Consider the following 18218-nt stretch of genomic DNA (forward strand, 5'->3'; position numbering starts at 1 on the left):
GTGTTCGACACAGGGACGAATAACAGCGATTCTGCCGCCTGAAAATGTTCACGGGACGGCCGGGAGCGCCCGGTATTGTGCGTCCGAAGCACTCAACGCGAAGCCAAGTTGAACAAAGGAAGGGAGAATGAAAACACTACCCGCGGTTGATCTCAGTTACCGGCCCCTGCATGAACTGGCCATGGGACCGTTGAAAGCGGCGTTCATGAATTGCGGCATCCGATTCAAGGTTTTCGACATCCTGACGGAATTCGCGTCCACGGAACAGGTCGCAACGCGGCTGGGCACGCATCCGGAGAACACCCGCCGTCTGCTGGACGCCCTGGCGACCATGGATCTTCTGGAAAAACAAGGAGGGCGCTACCGAAACCTTCCCATTGCCCGGCTTTTTCTGGTGAGCACGGAACCGACGTGCATCGGCCCCTTGCTGCTCCAGGCCCAGCATGCGGGGCTCAACCCCCTGGAAAAGTTGGCCGGTTTGGTGAAAAACGGCCCGGATGCGGACCAGGATGTCCAGAACTTTGCCGACGAGTCATTATGGGCCCGTGAAGCCAGGGATTCCGCGGGGTGGGTCTTTGGCGGCGTGGGAAGGCAGGTGGCTGATATCATCAAGACGCTGCCGGGTTTTGGAGAATTCGGCAAGATGCTGGACATGGGCTGCGGTCATGGAGTGTTTTCCTTGTACATGCTGCATGATCATCCGACGTTGCGGGCGGTTTTATTGGACAGGGCCGCGGTGCTCGAGGCGGCCGAAAGATTTGTTCATGAATGGGGCATGGCGGACAGGGTGGAGTATGCGCCGGGAGACTACATCACCGGAGACATCGGCAAGGGGTACGACCTGATTTTCGCCAGCGCGACCCTGAATTTCGCGCTGCACGGTTTGGAAGAGCTGATCTCGAAGGTGTTTCGGGCGTTGAAGCCCGGAGGATATTTCGTCGGTTTTCAGGATGGAATGACCCATGAAGGCACAAAGCCGGACACCATGCTCGGGGCAGTGATGCCGGCCATGATGCTGGGCATGGACTACACCTTTCCTCAGGGCAGGATCGCCCACGCGGCCGTGGACCGCGGCTTTCGCTGGGTGCGTTCCAGAACCATACCTACGCCCATTGGCAACATGGACGTGGATATTGCCCGCAAGGGGTAATGAAACGCATCATTGGTGCATGGCGCAATGATAGTGAAATGAGAATGAAGTTTAGAATCGTGCAATTTCCGCGAACTTTTTTTCGTGAAAAGGAGAAACCAATGTTTGCAACTCGGAAAAAAGATATGGCCTCAAAGATTTTGGCGATTGCAGCGACCCTTGTTTTCAGCTCTGTGTCCGTCCCGGCTCAGGATTCCGCCCAAGAGGAATCCCTTCAGCTTGAGCCCATGGTGGTCACGGCGGAAAAGCGCAGCGAAAACGTGCAGGACATTCCGGCGAGCATTACCGCGTTCTCGGAGACGCGGATTGAGGATGCGCGGATCACGACCATCCAGGACTTCTCCCGGATGGTACCCAACCTGTTCATTTCCAACTGGGGATTCCGCGGCAATTCGTTCGTGTTCGTGCGCGGAATCGGCGCGGTGAACAACGATCCCGCGGTCGGGTTCTACGTTGACGACGTGAACTACATGGATGCACGGGTGTTCGACGCCAATCTCTTCGACATCGAACGGATCGAGGTGCTGCGCGGGCCGCAAGGGACACTGTACGGCCGCAACAGCCTGGGCGGGGTCGTGAACATCGTCACCAGGAAGCCGGACAATGTCTTTCGCGTCGGGCTGGATCAGACATTCGGCAACTACGATCTGTTGCGCACCAACGTGTCCATGCGCACCCCTCTGGTGGACGACAAGCTCTATCTGGGCGTCTCGGGCGGTATGGAAACACGGGACGGCTACAGCCGCAACGACTACCTGGGCAGGGACGTGGACGACCGTGATTCCCTGAACGGTCGGATGCATCTGCGCTGGACCCCTACCGACGAGCTGGACGTGACTTACAGTCTGGACGGGGAGCGCCTGCGCGACGGCGTGTTTCCCTTGGCCAAACTCGATGAGGTCCGGAACAACCCCCATCATGTGGCCTATGACTACGAGGGTCGGAACCACCGGGACCATGTGGGCACTTCCCTGCGCGTGGCCTACGACGCCCCGTGGTTCAGGCTGACGTCCATCTCGGCTTACCGCCATTTTGAAGACGTCGCGGATAATGATCAGGATTTCACCATTTATCCGCTCATGACCGCGCACGAGGACATTGACGACGGCCAGTTCTCCCAGGAGTTGCGGTTTGCCTCGTTGGATGACGGAGCGAACTTCAAGTGGCTGACCGGACTCTACGGGTTCAGTTCCAAAAAGGAGCACAAACTGACCATGTCCTTTGCTCCGGACGTGGCCCTGCCGGGCATGGCCCTTGACCGGAAGACCAGCTCCGACCTCACGACACGGGGGGCCGCGATCTTTGGTCAAGGGACCTATACCTTGTTCGACAGGTTGGATCTCACGGCCGGACTGCGCTACGACTATGAGAAAAGTTCCATGGACCATGCCATGTCCATGGAATCCGGAGGCATGAATTTGGGGGGCGCGTCCCTGGACGAGTCCACGGATAATGGTGCCTGGCTGCCGAAATTCCAGTTGGGGTACCGGTGGACGCCCGACTTCATGACCTATGCCGGGGTCTCGCGGGGCTACAGAAGCGGCGGCTTCAACACCGGGCATCTTGAGCCCAGCGATGCATCCTTTGATCCTGAATACAGTTGGAACTACGAGGTGGGGTTCAAATCCGCGTGGCTGGACAACCGGCTGTTGCTCAACGCCGCGGCTTTTTACATCGACCTGCGGGATCAACAGGTGGTTCAGTTGCTACCCTCCGCGGACACGATCATCCGCAACGCCGGCAAATCCAGAAGCATGGGGTTTGAAGTGGAATCCAGCGCAATGCTCGCCGCGGGCCTGTCCCTGGAGGCGGGGCTCGGGTACACCGCCGCGGAATACGTTACGTACGACGATCCCCTGGCCGACATGGACTATTCCAAAAAGACCACGCCCTTGGCGCCGGAATACACCTACAACCTGGCCTTGCAATACCGCAGGCCGATTCTGGAGGAGTTCTCGCTGTTCGGGTATCAAAGTCCGTTGTCCGTCTTTGCCCGGGTCGAGGTGAACGGCGTCGGCCCGTTCTACTGGAACGACGCGAACACCCTCAGGCAAAGCGCCTACCACCTGGTGAACATGAGTCTGGGCCTGGAAACCGAAAATTTCGACCTCGTGCTGTGGGGAAGGAACATCTTTGATACGAACTATGAAGTCGTGGCCTTTGAATTTCCGGGCTCGGATCCCCTGGGCCAGGCCGGCGACCCATTGACTTTCGGTGTGACTCTACGGGCTCGTTTTTAGGCGTTTTCATTGTGTTGATATCCTAAGGTATTAAGGAAGCGCTTAAGCCGCATTCACGCCGGACGCCGATGTTGAGCCCGGCTTGGTGGGGCGCTCGCGTTGGCTCATGTCCCGTCGTCCATGCCAAAGAAGGATGCCTGGCCACCGCTTCCATGTGGTATGATTCGTGCTTTGGGAACGGGCATGCACATTTTTCCCACCACATGACATAGGAGCGCGAGATGTCGACGCAGATGATCGATTCAGCGGTATACGGCTATTCTTGGCAGCAGGCCGCCAACTTCGGCCAAGCTTCAGAGGCGTCCCAACAGACCCGGACGCAGACGCAGCAGTCCGGCGCAAGCTCCAGACAAACATCGCTCGCGTCTCAGGTTCGGGGGCAAATCGAGTCATTGCTGGCGGACATCCCGAGATCCATCGACAATAAGCTCACCTTCCAAGATGTGATTGACTACAAGTCAAGCCAGGAAAAGGAATGGTCCGAGCGCTTCAAGGCGGATATGGCCGCGCTTGAGGTGAACATGACAACCTCCCTCAGCCTGCGTCTTGATTCGTCCACGGGGTTGATCAAGGCCAATGAGAACCATCCGGACAAAGCGGTCGTGGATCAATACTTTATCGACAACCCAGACATGGCCGAGAAGTTCGCGAAGGACGTGCAGTTGAGCAAGCTGACCGGCATCGCGGAACGCAAGCTTTCCCCCATGGAACTCCGCCAAAGTCTGCATGCGCAGAATATGGCCGTCTGGTTCGAGTCCTCACTGTCCAGTTCGTTTCTGTTGCCCAGCGGCGGCATGGTCTTCGGTCAGGCCGGGACAGGCTACGCAGGTCTGGACCTGCGCGTGTAACGTTGCCCCTTCCCCGAGACCGCGGACCGCGAGCGGCGGGAGTTCCAGGACCAGAGAAGGCTCGCGGTTTGCCCAAGTTGGGGAGATAAAGCCGTTATGGCTTTTCAATCCGGCTGATCCGCTTAATTCCGACCGGATCCCGTGCGGCACGGACAGAATAGAGCCGTGTTTCCGCCTGGACGTCACCATCATCATAACGCCTGATATAAATGCGACGGGCGGGGGAGAATATGTACATGTTCTCTCCCTTATTCCAGGTCAATACCGGACGCGCATGGAGCGAAGACATGAACCGAGGGGCGTGTCAGAAGACCGTTGACATCTAAGAGGGATATCAATATTGACAACCTCTATCAATTTCGGGCGGTCGCGCTTTTGTACATTATCATGACAGGGTGCCGCCACCGGATTTCCATGTTTCGCCGTGTTAAGTTGCTGCCTTGGTAATCTTGTGAGGCTGGGCACGGCGACGAAATACCTCAAGGTCGTCGATGTCTTCAACCCAGTCTTGTTGCAGTGTTCCCTCCGACACGGGCGATTCCATCGTGGATTTTTACCGGCGGCATTACCGCGAGTGGGGTGTGTTTGCTGAAACCGTGCCGGCGCACAGCAGCCGCGGGGAGCGGTTGCGCATGGAATTGCCCCGGGGCAAGGGCAGCGGGTGGATGGAGATGGTCCAGATCGACCGCGGTCTGGGCGTTGGAATGTGCGACTATCTGCTCGAAGATCCCTTTGAAAGCAGCTATCACGATGTCGCGTTCAGGCTGGGCTTTCATGTGCTGTTGTCCGGAGGCTTCGAATTCGCCGTTCCGGAGATGGGTTTCCGCGAAAACGTGCAAGGCCGGGAGCTGTGGCTGCGCAAGGGCAGGGTGGGGGAAATCCGGTACGTGCAGCCGGCCCGTTGCGTGATGCGCGGCCTGTCCATCGAACTGCCGCAAGCCATGGTTGACGCCTGGCTGGACGGGGCGCCCGGCGGAATGTGCAAGTGCCTGGAAGCGATGATCAGCGACCATCATTCGGTCCGCGGCGGGACGCCCCGTGCCTTTTCCCCCCTGGTTCGTTCGTTTCCCGGGACGTCTTCCATTGTCCAGACCGCATCCCGTCTGCTGGCGACCCCGCGGGACACCGTGTGCGATGAGCTGCGGTTCGAATCCCTGACCCTGGACCTGTTGGCCCAGATTCTGTCCTTGGATATTGATTCGCCGCACAGCGGCACGGGGATCGATGCGCGGCGGCGGGCGGCGGTTGACGAGGCCGTGGACGTTCTGCGCATGGAGTGGTCCGACCCGCCGACCATCTCGGCCCTGGCGCGGCGGGTGGGCCTGAACGAATGCTATCTCAAGGCCGGGTTTCGCAACCACACCGGATTGTCCATCGGCGAGTACGTGCGCAAGCTGCGCATGGAGAACGCCCTGGAACTGATCGAATCCGGGGGATGTTCCATCCTCCAGGCCGCCCTTTCCGTGGGCTATTCCAATCCCAGCCACTTCAGCGCGGCCTTCAAGCGCTTCCACGGCCGTTTGCCCTCCTGCTACATACCCAGAACCTGATCACCGACGTCTCGGATTATTCCTTGATATTCTTGCCCAGGGTGTCAACATGAAGGGATTTGGAGGCTACTTGTAGACCTCGCGCCGGAGCCCCACCAACACAACGAGGATCAGAACTTGATGATCCTGAATTTCGCACAATATCCGGTGATCCCCGACGCGATAGCGCCAGAGACCGACGAAACGTGTGCCTTTGAGCGGCTCTCCCGTGTTTCGGGGATCTTCCAGGTTCGAAATTCTCTCACGCATGAATCGCAGGATTCTTTTTTCCGCCTCTTTTCCCAAACGTGAAAGGTTCTTGGCGGCCTCCGGCGTGAATTCAATCTTCCAGGGCAAGGCGACGCTCCAGTTCATCTAAGGGAATCGCTTTTTCCCCGCTTGCCCGGAATTTTTCCAGCGCTGATTCGGCAAGATAAATATCCTCAATATCTTCAAGGTACCGCTTCAGGGCTTCACGCACGTAAAAACTTTTGGGCCTGTTGGTGGCATCGGCAAGAACGTTGAGCCGGGATTCAATTTCTCCCGGAAGTCGAACGGTGAGCATGATCATCTCCTTTTGGTAATACATGTATTATCTGTAATACAAAGTCAATCCTGTTCGCGCCGCTTGTAGGTGCCGTGTCGGGCTCGCGAGCGAGCACTCACCGCCTTTTCAAAATCCCACCAGGTCGGTCCATGCGCAGCCAATACTTCGCCTTGTCGCCTAACAATCCTTTCCGGACAAGATAATTCCCGATCAGGGCATCGAGATTCCCGTTTCGGGTTGATACGCGAATGAAAATGGGAAACAAATTCAGGTTAACGCATTACCACGAACCCAAGGAGGTTGGATTCATGCTGGATTGTATTTTTTCTATCAGGCGTGGGGCAAAAGCTTTGCGTCGAACGTGTCCCAGGGTGGGGCCGGTATTGGTGGCCGTGTTGCTTGTATTCGCGGTCGGCAAAGGGGTTGGGGCCGAAGAGGGTGGGAGCGCGGATTCCGCGGCGGAGCATTCCGCGCGGTCTATTGCCGTGGAGGGCATCACGGTCACGGCGAACAAGATGGAGGAGGATATCACCGATGTGCCCCAGAGCATCACGGTGATTGATGAGTTCACATTGCAGGAAAAGGGCATCCGCAACGTGGCCGACGTGATCAATGAAATCCCCAACATGTCCGTACGCGTGGATCATGGCAATGCCGTGAATTTTCGGGGGTTGAACGCTTCGATGTTCACGAACAACAATCCGGTGGTGATCTACATCGACGGCGTGGCCTTCAGTGACCGGTACGGGTTTGACGCCTCCATGGTCAACGTGGAGCGGATCGAGGTGCTGCGGGGGCCTCAGGGCACGCTCTACGGCAAGGACGCCATCGGCGGGGTCATCAACATCGTCACAAAAAAACCGACGAACACCTGGCAGGGCAAGGCAGGGGCCGAATACGGCAGCTTCAACGCCGTGCAGGGGCTGTTCAACGCAGGCGGGCCGCTCATCAAGAACATGCTCTTCGCGGGCATCAGCGGTTGGTACAGTCAGGACGACGGCTGGATCGAGAACACATACCCAGGGATGAGCAAGCATGCCGACAAGAAACAGGATCGTCGCTTCAGCGGCTACCTCCTCTATACGCCCACCGAGCGGTTGAGCGCTCGGCTGACCCTGTTTAACGACTTTGCCAAGAAACACTGGCAACCCGGGTACGCCTTGCCCAGCGGCACGGGCATCAGCGCCTTCAACAGGGATGATGCCGAAAAGGTGAGTTACGACGTTCCGACTTTCAATACCACCGATACATTCGGGCAAAGTCTCAACGTGGGTTATGAGTTTGACGCCGTGACGCTTACTTCCACCACCACGCACAGGAAAATGGAGGCGGAAGGAGATTATGACGCGGATTTCGGGGATTCTCCTCTTTTTGCCGGACTCAAGCAGTTTGATGAATCCACGCTCGATACCTGGACCCAGGAACTGCGCTTGTCCAGCAACAATACGGAGGGCCTGCGCTGGGTCGGCGGGGTGTACGTTGATTTTGAGCGACGCGACCAAGGGCCCTACGGCATGCAGTTCCCGAACTTCGATCCGCTGACATACGCCTCTCTCGGAAATTTTGAGATGAACGCCGAGTCCAAGACCGACAGTAAAACCCAGGCCGTGTTCGGACAGGTCATGGTTCCGTTGGGAGCGGGATTCGAGATGACCCTGGGCGGACGATATCAGCGGATTGAAAAGAAGATCGATCTGGACATGTTCTACCTGCCCGTGGGCATGGCCGGACCGCCCATGTTCTCGTTTAACGACAAGAAGACCTGGAACACCTTTCTGCCCAAGGCGGCCTTGTCCTACAAGATCGCCGAGGATTGGACGGCTTACGCGTCCTATTCCCAGGGCTACATGCCGGGCGGGTTCAACTATTTCGCCATGGGGGGAACGGCCGAGGACAACAGCTTCGACCCCCAGCGGTCCACCAACTACGAGCTGGGGGTGAAGGGCGCCCTGGAGGGTTTTCGGGTGGCCGCGTCGGTCTTCCACATGGATATCAAGGACATTCATGTCTACAAGTCCGTGGGAACCATGTATCTGACGGATAACGCCAAAAAGGCCCATTCCCAGGGCGCGGAGCTGGAGCTGACCTGGTTGCCCATGGACGAGATCGAATTGACCGGCGCTTTCGGCATCATCAACGCCAAATACGACGACTACGACGCGGGCGCGGTGAAGTTCGACGGCAAGAAGATCGAAGAGACGCCGTCCCATACGGCCAGGGTGGGCGTGGCCTATTACCATCCCCTGGGGCCTTACGCCCGGTTGGACGTGAAAAACCAGGGCGCCATCTACTTCTACGACGACGTGAACAAGGATTTCGCCAGGCAGGGTGCCTACACCGTGGCGGACATGCGGATTGGCTGGCGCTATGCCGATTGGGATCTCTACGCCTACGTGCAAAACCTGACCGATGAAAAATATATTACGTCTTTCCGGTCGAACACAATGGTTTCCTATGCCGGGTTTGGACAGCCGCGAACCTTCGGGGTGGGTGTCCGGTACCAGTTCTAGTTCTGTCCTTTCCTTGCCAGCCGGGAACGTCTTACGGCCCTCGGGCGCATGTGCGTCGCGCGGGAAGTGAAGACGTGACCGGCTTTTTGTTTGGCAGGGCATGGCTTTTCCCGGCTGGGGCATGTGTTTTCCCGTGTCGGGTAGAGATGTGAATGAAAATAGGAAACAATTTCATATTCGAGTTTGGTAAGAGTGGAAAGGCGGGAAAATGAAAACGGAGCGGTACATGGAACGAATGATTGGGAAGGTGAGATAATGACGGTGATTCAAGATTGTGGAGCAGAGTATGTCTGAACGAGACGGACTCAGGGTCAGGAAACTGACCAAGACCTATGCGAACGGGATCAGGGCCCTGGATGGCGTTGATCTGGAGGTGGGGCCGGGCTTGTACGGGCTGCTGGGCCCCAACGGAGCCGGTAAAAGCACGCTGATGCGGACCCTGGCCACGCTGCAGTCGCCGGACTCGGGCGGCATCACATTCGACGGCGTGGACGTCCTGGCCGACCAGGACCACTTGCGTCGTCGGCTGGGATATCTGCCGCAGCAGATCGGGGCCTATCCCGGTGTTTCCGGGCGTGATCTGTTGGAACGGTTCGCCTGGTTGAAGGGACGCACGGACCGCGGCGAACGGCGGGCCGAGGTGACGATGCTTCTGGAACGGGTCAATCTGTCGCATGCCGCCGGGCGCGCGGTGGCCGGGTATTCCGGGGGCATGCTGCGCCGGTTCGGCATTGCCATGGCCCTGATCGGCTCGCCCCGGCTGTTGATCGTGGACGAGCCCACGGCCGGACTCGACCCGGCGGAGCGCAGCCGGTTTCACCGGGTGCTGGCGGACGTGGCCGCCGAAGCCGTGGTTCTGCTTTCCACGCATATTGTCGAGGATGTCGAAAGCCTGTGCTCCCGGCTGGCGATCATGGCCGGGGGGCAGATCGTTGCCGAGGGCCGACCCGCTGATATGATCGCTGGATTGCAAGGCCGGTTGTGGTCACGGGTGATCCCTCGCGGCGAGCCCTTGCCGGAGGCAGTTCATTTGTCGGCCGTCCCCGGAGGCACCATGGCCGTGGTTCTGGCGGACGCTGCTCCCGGCCCGGAGTACGCGACGCATCAACCCCGGCTGGAGGACGCCTATCACTTGGCGTTGGCCAGGGCGGGCGTGGAGGTGGGGGCGGAATGAGCTTTTTTCTGCGCGAGGCCTGGGACGAGTTCCGTTTCGGGATGGGCAACGGCATTGTCGTGCTGATCTATGTCGTACTGGTGGGATATTTGCTGCTGGTGCTGGCCAACGCGGACTACCTGCGCGACATGGGCGCGGCGGACATCCCGCGCAATGCCCCCAGCCTGGTGTACCTGATGACGTCGGGGATTTCGTTTTTCCTGTTTTTTGTCTGGGCCTGGGTGTTCGCCCAACCCATCGTCCGCGACCGGACGGCCCAACTGCACGAGGTGGTGCTGGCGGCCCCGATCTCTCTGCGGCGATTGCTGGCCGCGCGCTATGTCGGCGCCCTGGGGGTGGGGCTTGTCGTCGGCAGCTCACAGGTCGTGGGGTTTCTCGTCGCGCCGGTCCTGGAGTGGATGGGTGCGATTCCCCGTGGATCCCTGGCGCCGATGCCGTGGCTGGCCTTTGGCTGGGCCACCCTGATCTTTACGCTGCCTCTGGCCGCGGGCACCGGAGCCCTTTACTTCATCGCCGCGGTTCGGACCAGGGGCGTGGGCGGTCCCTTCGCGGTGGCCGCGGCCCTGATGGCCTGCTGGATGGTGGCCATGATCGTTCTCAAGGATGGTCATTTCGATCAATCCTACGTGACGATTCTTGATCCATCCGCTTACGCGGAAGCAGAACACCAGGTCGTCGACAACTGGACCCCCCATGAAAAACGCACCGCGCTGCTGGCCTTGAGCCCCGCGCTGCTCTGGAACCGGTTGATCTGGGGCGGCTTGCCCCTGGTGCTGCTGGGGATCGTCCTGTGGCGCGTCCGGCGCGAGTGGCTGGTTCTGGAATCGGTGCCGAAAAGTCCGGCCTCTAAGGGAGTTGCCGCCGGGAGAATCACGGAAAGCGTATTTCCAGTCGGCCCCATTCGCGCGAATGCCTGGTGGCGGGCGGCGGTGAGCGAATCGCTATGGCAGACGCGCCAGTTTTTTGAACGGCGGTGGATGTGGGTGACGCTGGCCATGCTGGTGTTGCTGGGCGTCGCCGGAGCATACGTACATGTGGTCCAGCACGCCTACGGCCCTTTGACGCCCCGTCCGGAGTTGGTCACGCCGCTCCTGGCGAAGATGTTCCTCTTGATCATCGTCTTCATGATCACGGGCCTGGTCGGAGTGGCTGCCCGACGCGACGAGCAACCCGGCATGAGCGAGATATTCGATGCCGCGCCCGCGCCGTGTTTCGTGCGGCTCGTGGGACGATCCCTGGCGGCCATGACGATCACCGTGGTCTTGGCTGTCCTGGCCGGAGTCAGCGGCATCCTGACCACGCTGTTTATTGCTCCTCAGCACGTAAGGCTGCTGCAGCCCCTGATTTATCAATTGACCGCGATCACTCCTGCCCTGTTGGAAATCGCGGCGGCGACCATCTTGCTGCATGCGCTGATCAGGCGGCCCGGACCGGCGTATGCCGCGTCGGTGTTGGCCTCCTTCATTATGATCGTGAACCATGAAGCCGAACTGATCACCTACCCTCCGTTGCAGATCGGCTTGCCGGTGGTGATCGGGTTTTCCGGATTGACGGGTTTGACGCCCTGGGTCGAGAAACTGGCGCTGATGGACGGCTTCAAGCTCTCGCTGGTGGTGGTTCTGCTGGCCCTTTCCGTCATGGTTGCCCGGCGGGGAACCGATACCGGACCGCATATCCGCTGGCGGATGTTCCGGAATCGCTTGCTGGGCGGTGCCGGCGTCGTGGCGGTGACGGCTTCCGTCTCCCTCGGAATCTTCGCCATGTTCCTGCACCAGCGCTACGTCGTGGAAGGCGGCTACGAAACCCTGGAGCAGGAACTTGCGGGAAACGCGGAGTGGGAAACCCGCTGGCTGGATCGGCAGGGCGCTTTTTCCATTGCCGGGGGCCGGGTCGAACTGGAAGTTGACCCCGATTCGCGGGTGCTGACCGGATTTTGGCGACTGCATGGCGTACTGGCGGACGGATCAGAACTGCATGCCACCCTGCCGCACGGGCTGGAATTGACGTCGGCCAGGGTCGGGGGCCGGGAGGTCGAGGCCGTGGTGGAGCACGATCATCTGGCCTTGCCGTTGGGGCTTTGTCCGGAAACGGGATGCGACGTGGAACTGTCCTGGTTCATTTCGGCAAGAGGGCTGGACACGGAACGGCGTCCTGCCTGGCTGCTGCGCCATGCCTACTGGCTGCATGCCCCCGAGGTCATGCCGCGCCTTGGCTTTGATGCGGACCGGGTCTTGCGCGTGCCTTTCGACAGGGAGCGTTTCGGGCTGCCGGAGGAGGTGCGCCTGCCCCGGTACCACGCGGCCTTGCCCAGCGGCGCGGCGGCGCCGTCGGGACACTGGACCTGGCGCGTGACCGTCAAGGGGGATGGCCGGGCGCGCCATGTCCGGGAAGGCGAAATCCACGGCCTGCTGGATTTCGCGGATGTCTGGGCACCGTCGGCGGTATCCGCAAGCCATGGCGGCGTTACGCTGATGCACGACCCCAGCCGCTCGGACACGGCCGTGGCCGTAGCCGAGGATCTGGCGGACATGCGGGCTTGTGTCGCCCGACGGCTCGGACAAAGTCCCTCAGTGGAGGTCGTATCCCAATGGCCGCGCGAGTTGGGTGACTCAGTCCTGACCGGAAGCTGGCTGCTGCTGGCAGAGAATCCTCACTGGGACGTGGCTGACCAGGGAATCTCCATGGGGACTGGTCGCTGGGTGCGCCGGGCCGAAATCGCCGCGGCGCTGGCCCGCAGGGTTGTGCGGGATGCCGCGGACCTGCGCCAGGGCGAAGGCGCGATCTGGCTGAACAACGGGCTGCCGGGCGCCGTCGGGCTGCTTTGCGTGGCCGAGACCGACGGCCTTGAGGCGCTGGGCGTCCTGCTTTCCAAGGGAGCGGATCAAGTGGCCCAGGCCATTGCCGCCAGCGCGACGCCGGTGGGGCCGTTGCGATACGCCGAGACGGACGGCTGGGCCGTTGACTATGCGCCCCTCGCCGCCCTGGACTGGACCAGCCGCCTGACGCCCGGGGATATTGCCTCTTTGTTGCGACAGGCGCGCATGGGCGGCGATATTGGCGCCGCGCTCGCCTCATTGGCGGGCAAGCATCTGGCGGATCAGATGCTCGGCGCGCCCAATGCGTCGGACGTTCGCGTATCGGTCACCGGATCGCGAACCCTGGTTTCGGGGGAGCGCTGGCAATGGGAGAACGGCGGCTGGATCCCCGCGGATTCGCTTTCCGAACCATGGCGCTATCGAGCCAAGGGCGGACGTCTTGTCATAGTGCCGACCGAAACCAATGATGCCCTTGATCCCGCGGAGTCGGTCGCTCTGTTTCTCGATGCTTGGTCGTCCTATGAAAGGGCACCGAAGGATAATTCCATGTAGTAATACTAGGTTGACATACGATATTGATATTAATATTGAGAATTCATATCTTCTTTCCAAGCAGACGCTGATTTCGTTCATGCAGCACGGCAAAAGATGGATGTCCATTCTTTTGCCGTGCTCAACCGCCCTCTCCGGGATAGCGAACCGCTGCCCCGGCGGCTAAGCGTATCAAGGTCTTCGATGTCCTCAACCCAGTCTTGTTGCAGTGTTCCCTCCGACACGGGCGGTTCGATCGTCGATTTTTACCGGCAATATTACAGCAAGTGGCGCGTGTTCGCTGAAACCGCGACAGTGAATGGTTGTCGCGGGGAGCGGTTGCGCTTGGAACTGCCCCAGGGCAAGGGCCGGGGCTGGATGGAAATGATCCAGATCGACCGCGGTCTGGGCGTAGGAATGTGCGACTACCTGCTCGAAGCCCCCTTTGAAAGCCGTTACAATGATGTCTCGTTAAGGCTCGGTTTTCACGTCCTGTTGTCCGGAGGTTTTGAATTCGCCGTCCCGGAGATGGATTTCCGCGAAAACGTACAAGGCCGTGAGCTGTGGCTGCACAAAGGCAGGGTGGGAGAAATCCGGTATATGCAGCCGGCGGGCTGCGTGATGCGCGGTCTGTCCATCGAGCTGCCGTCGGCCATGGTTGATGCCTGGCTGGACGGAGCTCCCGGTGAACTTGGACGGGCGTTGGAGGCGATGATTCAGGGCACTCATCAGGCCTGCGGCCAAACAGGCCGTGTTTTTTCTCCATTAATTCAAGCGGTTCCCGGCACGTCCTCCATCGTCCGAAGCGCATCACGCCTGCTCGCCATGCCGCGAGACACCGTGTGCGACCAACTGCGATTTGAATCCCTGGTCCTGGAACTGCTGGCCCGGATATTGTCCTTTGACTTCCCTTCCTGGCAAGGCCGAGCGCGGAGCACCGCGCGGCGGCGCGAAGCCGTTGACGAGGCCGTGGATATTCTGTGCGCGGAGTGGGCCGACCCGCCGACCATCTCAGCCTTGGCGCGGCGGGTGGGGCTGAACGAATGCTATCTCAAGGCCGGGTTCCGCAACCGCACCGGATTGTCCATCGGCGAGTACGTGCGCAAGCTGCGCATGGAGCACGCCCTGGAATTGATCGAATCCGGCAAGTGCTCCATCCTCCAGGTCGCCCTTGCCGTGGGCTATTCCAATCCCAGCCATTTCAGCGCGGCCTTCAAGCGCTTCCACGGCCGCCTGCCCTCCTGTTGCACGCCAAAATCCTGATCCCCGGCGTCTCTTGATTTTCCGCATTGTTCTCGCCGCGTATGTTGGCCGGGATATTTCGTTTCTGAAAAACGAATCATCTTTTTTTCTGTCTTTCCCCTGTCGTCCAATCGTAAAGAAAGTCCGGAGCCTCGGCTTTCCCGGTCGGGGCATCAAGAGAATTCCCGCTTCGGGTTGATGCGTTAATGAAAATGGGAAACAAATTCGTATTGACGCACTAACTCGAACGTAAGGAGGTTGGATTCATGTCGGATTGCATTTCTTTTATCAGGCGATGGGCAAATGCCAAGCTTTGGACATGCCCCAGGGTGGGGCCGGTAGTGGTGGCCGTGTTGCTGCTGCTCGCGGCAGGCGGAGGTGTTCGGGCCGAAGAAACAGGAATCGTGGAGCCTGGAGCGGCGCAATCCGAGCGGGTCATCGCCGTGATGGGCATCACGGTCACGGCGAACAAGATCGATGAAGATATCACCGACGTGCCCCAGAGCATCACGGTCATTGATGAGATCATGCTGGAGGAAAGAGGCATTAAAACCGTGGCCGATATTATCAGGGAAATCCCCAACATGAAGGTCAGCTCCGGTCCGGTGGCCGGTGCCGTCAGTGTCCGGGGGCTGAATCCGTCCATATTCACCAATAATAATCCGGTGGTCATCTATATCGACGGCGTCCCTCACAGTAATATCCAAGGATTTGACGCCTCCCTGGTCAACGCGGAACGAGTCGAAGTTTTACGAGGCCCTCAGGGCACGCTGTACGGCAAGGACGCCATCGGCGGAGTCATCAACATCGTCACCAAGACGCCCACAAACACCTGGCAGGGCAAGGTCGGGACCGAATACGGCAGTTACAATTACATGCGAGGCGTTTTCAATACCTCGGGCGCACTGATCAACGACAAACTGTTTCTCGGCCTGAACGGTCAGTACTGGCAGGATGACGGTTGGATCGAAAACACAGCCGAAGGGATGGACAAGAATTTCAACAAGGAGGATGACCGCAGGCTCAACCTCAACCTGGCCCTGACTCCCACCGACCGGTTTACGGCAAGACTCTCCCTGAACAACGAATACTCCCGACAACACGGGATCAACGGTATCGGCTTACCCAGCGGCGCGGTCATCGGCGATTTTTCCCGCGACGACGCTGAAACGCTGGAAATGGACGCGCCGACCAAGCAGATCACGGAGAACAACGCCCAGAGCCTGGGGTTGGCCTATGATTTCGGCCCCGTGTCCCTCAATGCCGTGACAACCCATAAAAACTTGAAATTCAGCGGTCAGTATGACGCTGACTTCGGCAATGACCCGCTCTATGCCGGTCTGATCCAGTTCAATGACTTTGACGCGAAAAGCTGGACTCAGGAACTCCGCCTGTCCAGCAACAACGAACGGGGTTTGCGCTGGGTGAGCGGTCTCTATTTTGAAACGGAAAAGCATGATCAAGACCGCATGGGCATGCAATTCCCCGACTTTGATCCGGTCAGTTATGCATACCTCGGAAACTCGGAAATGAGTGCCGTATCCCACACCGATTCAGACACCTGGGCCGCCTTCGGCCAAGTTACGATCCCTTTTGCCGAACAGTTTGAACTGACTCTGGGCGGACGCTACCAGCGCATCAAGAAGAAGATCGATCTCTCCATGTACTATTTGCCCGTGGGCATATCCGGCCCGGCCATGTACCAGCTTGAGGCGGAAAAAACCTGGGAGACATTTCTGCCGAAGGCGGCCTTGTCCTGGCAGTTCGCGGATGCCTGGAACACTTATGTTTCCTGGTCCAGGGGCTACATGCCCGGCGGGTTCAATTATTTCGCCATGGACGGCAGCGCCGAGGACAACCGATTCGAGCCGCAGATCTCCACCAACTACGAATGGGGCGTGAAGGGCAATTTCGAGCGAGGGTCCGTGGCCGCATCCATCTTTTACATGGATATTGAAGATATCCATATTTCCAAGGCCATTGGCACCATGTACGTCACGGGCAACGCTAAAAAAGCCCATTCTCAGGGTGTGGAACTGGAGGCAACCTACCGTCCCTTGGACGAACTGGAACTGAACGCCGCCATGGGCTTCATCCAGGCCAAGTATGATGATTACGACTGGGGTGGCGGTAATTTTGACGGACAGACAATCGAACAGACCCCGGCACACACAATCCGAGCAGGCGCGGGCTACACGCACCCAAGCGGATTCTACGGACGCATCGACGTATCAAACATAGGCAAGCAATACTTCCACGATAACGTCAATGCCATTGAGGTGTTTCCGAAACAGGACATGTATACCCTCGTCGACGCCAAAATCGGCTACCGCTTCGCTGACTGGGATTTCTATGTTTACGGGCGCAACCTGACCGATGAGAAATACGTCAGCATGTTTTCCGGCATGCATGTCATTTCCTACGGACAACCGCGAACCTTCGGAGTAGGTGTCCGGTACCAATTCTAGCCATTTCCCTCCTCCCAGCCGGGAACGTCTTACGGCCCTCGGGCGCTATCCGCGTCGCGTTGGAAGTGAAGGCGTGACCGGCTTTTTTGTGTGGTATTTCGATAACATTTCCCGTCCGGGGCATTTGTTTTCCCGTACCGGGTAGAGTCGTGAATGAAAATGGATAACAATCTCAAATCTGTCGTTGATGAACGGTCAGCAGGTCGGAAGGGGATATCTTTCACACCTTCATGCCGTCAACTTTCATACCTCTAAAGGAGCTATCCATGAGAAAAACGATTGTCTTCACCGTGTTGGCCGTATTGCTGAGCGTCGTGTCGGCCCGGGCCCATTCCCTGTGGATCAACGTCTTTGAATCCCATGCGCATCAGCCTCCCCACGCCATGGTTTCCCTGGGCTGGGGGCATGTTCTGCCCATGGACGACATCCTCAACTCTCCCAGCGGCAACATCGCCCTGGACCGCTTCGAACTGATCGACCCGGCCATGGCCAGGACCGATCTGCTCATGCCCGGGCAGGCATCCGGCGAGCCCGTGTTGACCACCGGCAACTTTGATTTGTTCGCCGCGGACATGGCCTTGCAAAAGGTTGCCCTGAAAAAGGACGGCGCTGAAGGCGTCTATCAGCTCAGCGCCGTGTCCACGGCCTCCTTTTTCACTCAATACATGGACACGCAAGGGCGGCCCCGGCTGCAGATGAAGCCGCGTGACGAGATTCAGGATATTCAGAAGATTCTGATGTCCGTAAAGTACCAGGCCTTTGCCAAGTCTTTCCTGACCGTGGGCGCATGGACCGATCCCGCGCCTTTGGGGCACGGCCTGGAAATCATCCCCCGCACCGACCTGAGCAATCTGCGTATCGGGGATCTTGTCGAAGTGGACGTGCTGTTCCACGGCCAGCCGCTGACCGCGACGGCAAAGAGCATCGAGTACATTACGGCCCAGGGCTCCGGGTTCGGACAGAGCGATGGCTTTTCCCTTTTCTCCTACATCATCAACGGCAAGGCCCAATTCCGGGTGCAGAGCGCCGGGCAGTGGATGATCAGCGTCAGCCACAAGGACGACGTGACCCCGGACGGCCCGCTCAAGGATTTGGTCGGCAAGGCGGATCAGGTTTACCACGGCGCGAGTCTGACCTTCACGGTGAAATAGAGTTGAACCGAA

At 59.1% G+C, this 18218-nt stretch carries 12 protein-coding genes; 10 read left to right on the forward strand and 2 right to left on the reverse strand.

Annotated features, from left to right (window positions below; genetic code table 11):
- Positions 1-127: 127 nt before the first annotated feature.
- The 4 genes from GY33_RS0105530 to GY33_RS0105545 all read left to right on the forward strand — a co-directional run bounded on the left by GY33_RS0105530 (position 128) and on the right by GY33_RS0105545 (position 5788).
- Positions 128-1150 carry a class I SAM-dependent methyltransferase gene (locus GY33_RS0105530; RefSeq protein ID WP_031386383.1) on the forward strand — a complete coding sequence of 341 codons (1023 nt, stop codon included), beginning with the start codon at positions 128-130 and terminating at the stop codon, positions 1148-1150.
- A 125-nt stretch (positions 1151-1275) separates the two neighbouring features.
- Positions 1276-3390, forward strand: a complete 2115-nt coding sequence (locus tag GY33_RS0105535; protein WP_031386384.1) for a TonB-dependent receptor — start codon at positions 1276-1278, stop codon at positions 3388-3390.
- A 221-nt stretch (positions 3391-3611) separates the two neighbouring features.
- Positions 3612-4238, forward strand: coding sequence for a hypothetical protein (locus tag GY33_RS0105540; protein ID WP_031386385.1), 627 nt, complete (start codon positions 3612-3614; stop codon positions 4236-4238).
- A 581-nt stretch (positions 4239-4819) separates the two neighbouring features.
- Positions 4820-5788, forward strand: coding sequence for a helix-turn-helix transcriptional regulator (locus GY33_RS0105545; protein WP_031386386.1), 969 nt, complete (start codon positions 4820-4822; stop codon positions 5786-5788).
- 66 nt (positions 5789-5854) lie between these two features.
- On the opposite strand, the gene GY33_RS0105550 is transcribed toward GY33_RS0105545, so the two are convergent.
- Both GY33_RS0105550 and relB read right to left on the reverse strand, forming a co-directional pair.
- Positions 5855-6124, reverse strand: coding sequence for a type II toxin-antitoxin system RelE family toxin (locus GY33_RS0105550; RefSeq protein ID WP_031386387.1), 270 nt, complete (start codon positions 6122-6124; stop codon positions 5855-5857).
- Positions 6108-6332 (reverse strand): type II toxin-antitoxin system RelB family antitoxin, encoded by a 225-nt coding sequence (gene relB, locus GY33_RS0105555; RefSeq protein ID WP_031386388.1) that lies wholly within the window; start codon positions 6330-6332, stop codon positions 6108-6110. Before relB ends, GY33_RS0105550 begins: the two co-directional genes overlap by 17 nt.
- A gap of 290 nt (positions 6333-6622) precedes the next feature.
- Here relB and GY33_RS0105560 point away from each other — a divergent pair, with 290 nt between their 5' ends.
- The 6 genes from GY33_RS0105560 to GY33_RS0105585 all read left to right on the forward strand — a co-directional run bounded on the left by GY33_RS0105560 (position 6623) and on the right by GY33_RS0105585 (position 18206).
- Positions 6623-8824 carry a TonB-dependent receptor gene (locus GY33_RS0105560; protein ID WP_051822330.1) on the forward strand — a complete coding sequence of 734 codons (2202 nt, stop codon included), beginning with the start codon at positions 6623-6625 and terminating at the stop codon, positions 8822-8824.
- Positions 8825-9110: 286 nt separating this feature from the next.
- Entirely contained in the window at positions 9111-9998 is an 888-nt protein-coding gene (locus GY33_RS0105565) for an ABC transporter ATP-binding protein (protein WP_031386390.1), read from the forward strand.
- On the forward strand, positions 9995-13366 hold the full coding sequence (locus tag GY33_RS0105570; RefSeq protein ID WP_031386391.1) for an ABC transporter permease family protein: 3372 nt from the start codon (positions 9995-9997) through the stop codon (positions 13364-13366). Before GY33_RS0105565 ends, GY33_RS0105570 begins: the two co-directional genes overlap by 4 nt.
- A 273-nt stretch (positions 13367-13639) precedes the next feature.
- Entirely contained in the window at positions 13640-14608 is a 969-nt protein-coding gene (locus GY33_RS19645; protein WP_161788446.1) for a helix-turn-helix domain-containing protein, read from the forward strand.
- A gap of 245 nt (positions 14609-14853) precedes the next feature.
- Entirely contained in the window at positions 14854-17055 is a 2202-nt protein-coding gene (locus tag GY33_RS0105580) for a TonB-dependent receptor (RefSeq protein WP_084184818.1), read from the forward strand.
- Positions 17056-17321: 266 nt separating this feature from the next.
- Entirely contained in the window at positions 17322-18206 is an 885-nt protein-coding gene (locus tag GY33_RS0105585) for a DUF4198 domain-containing protein (RefSeq protein WP_031386394.1), read from the forward strand.
- Positions 18207-18218: the final 12 nt, after the last annotated feature.

The organism is Desulfonatronum thiodismutans (genome assembly GCF_000717475.1).
In the GTDB taxonomy this organism is placed as follows: Bacteria; Desulfobacterota; Desulfovibrionia; order Desulfovibrionales; family Desulfonatronaceae; genus Desulfonatronum; species Desulfonatronum thiodismutans.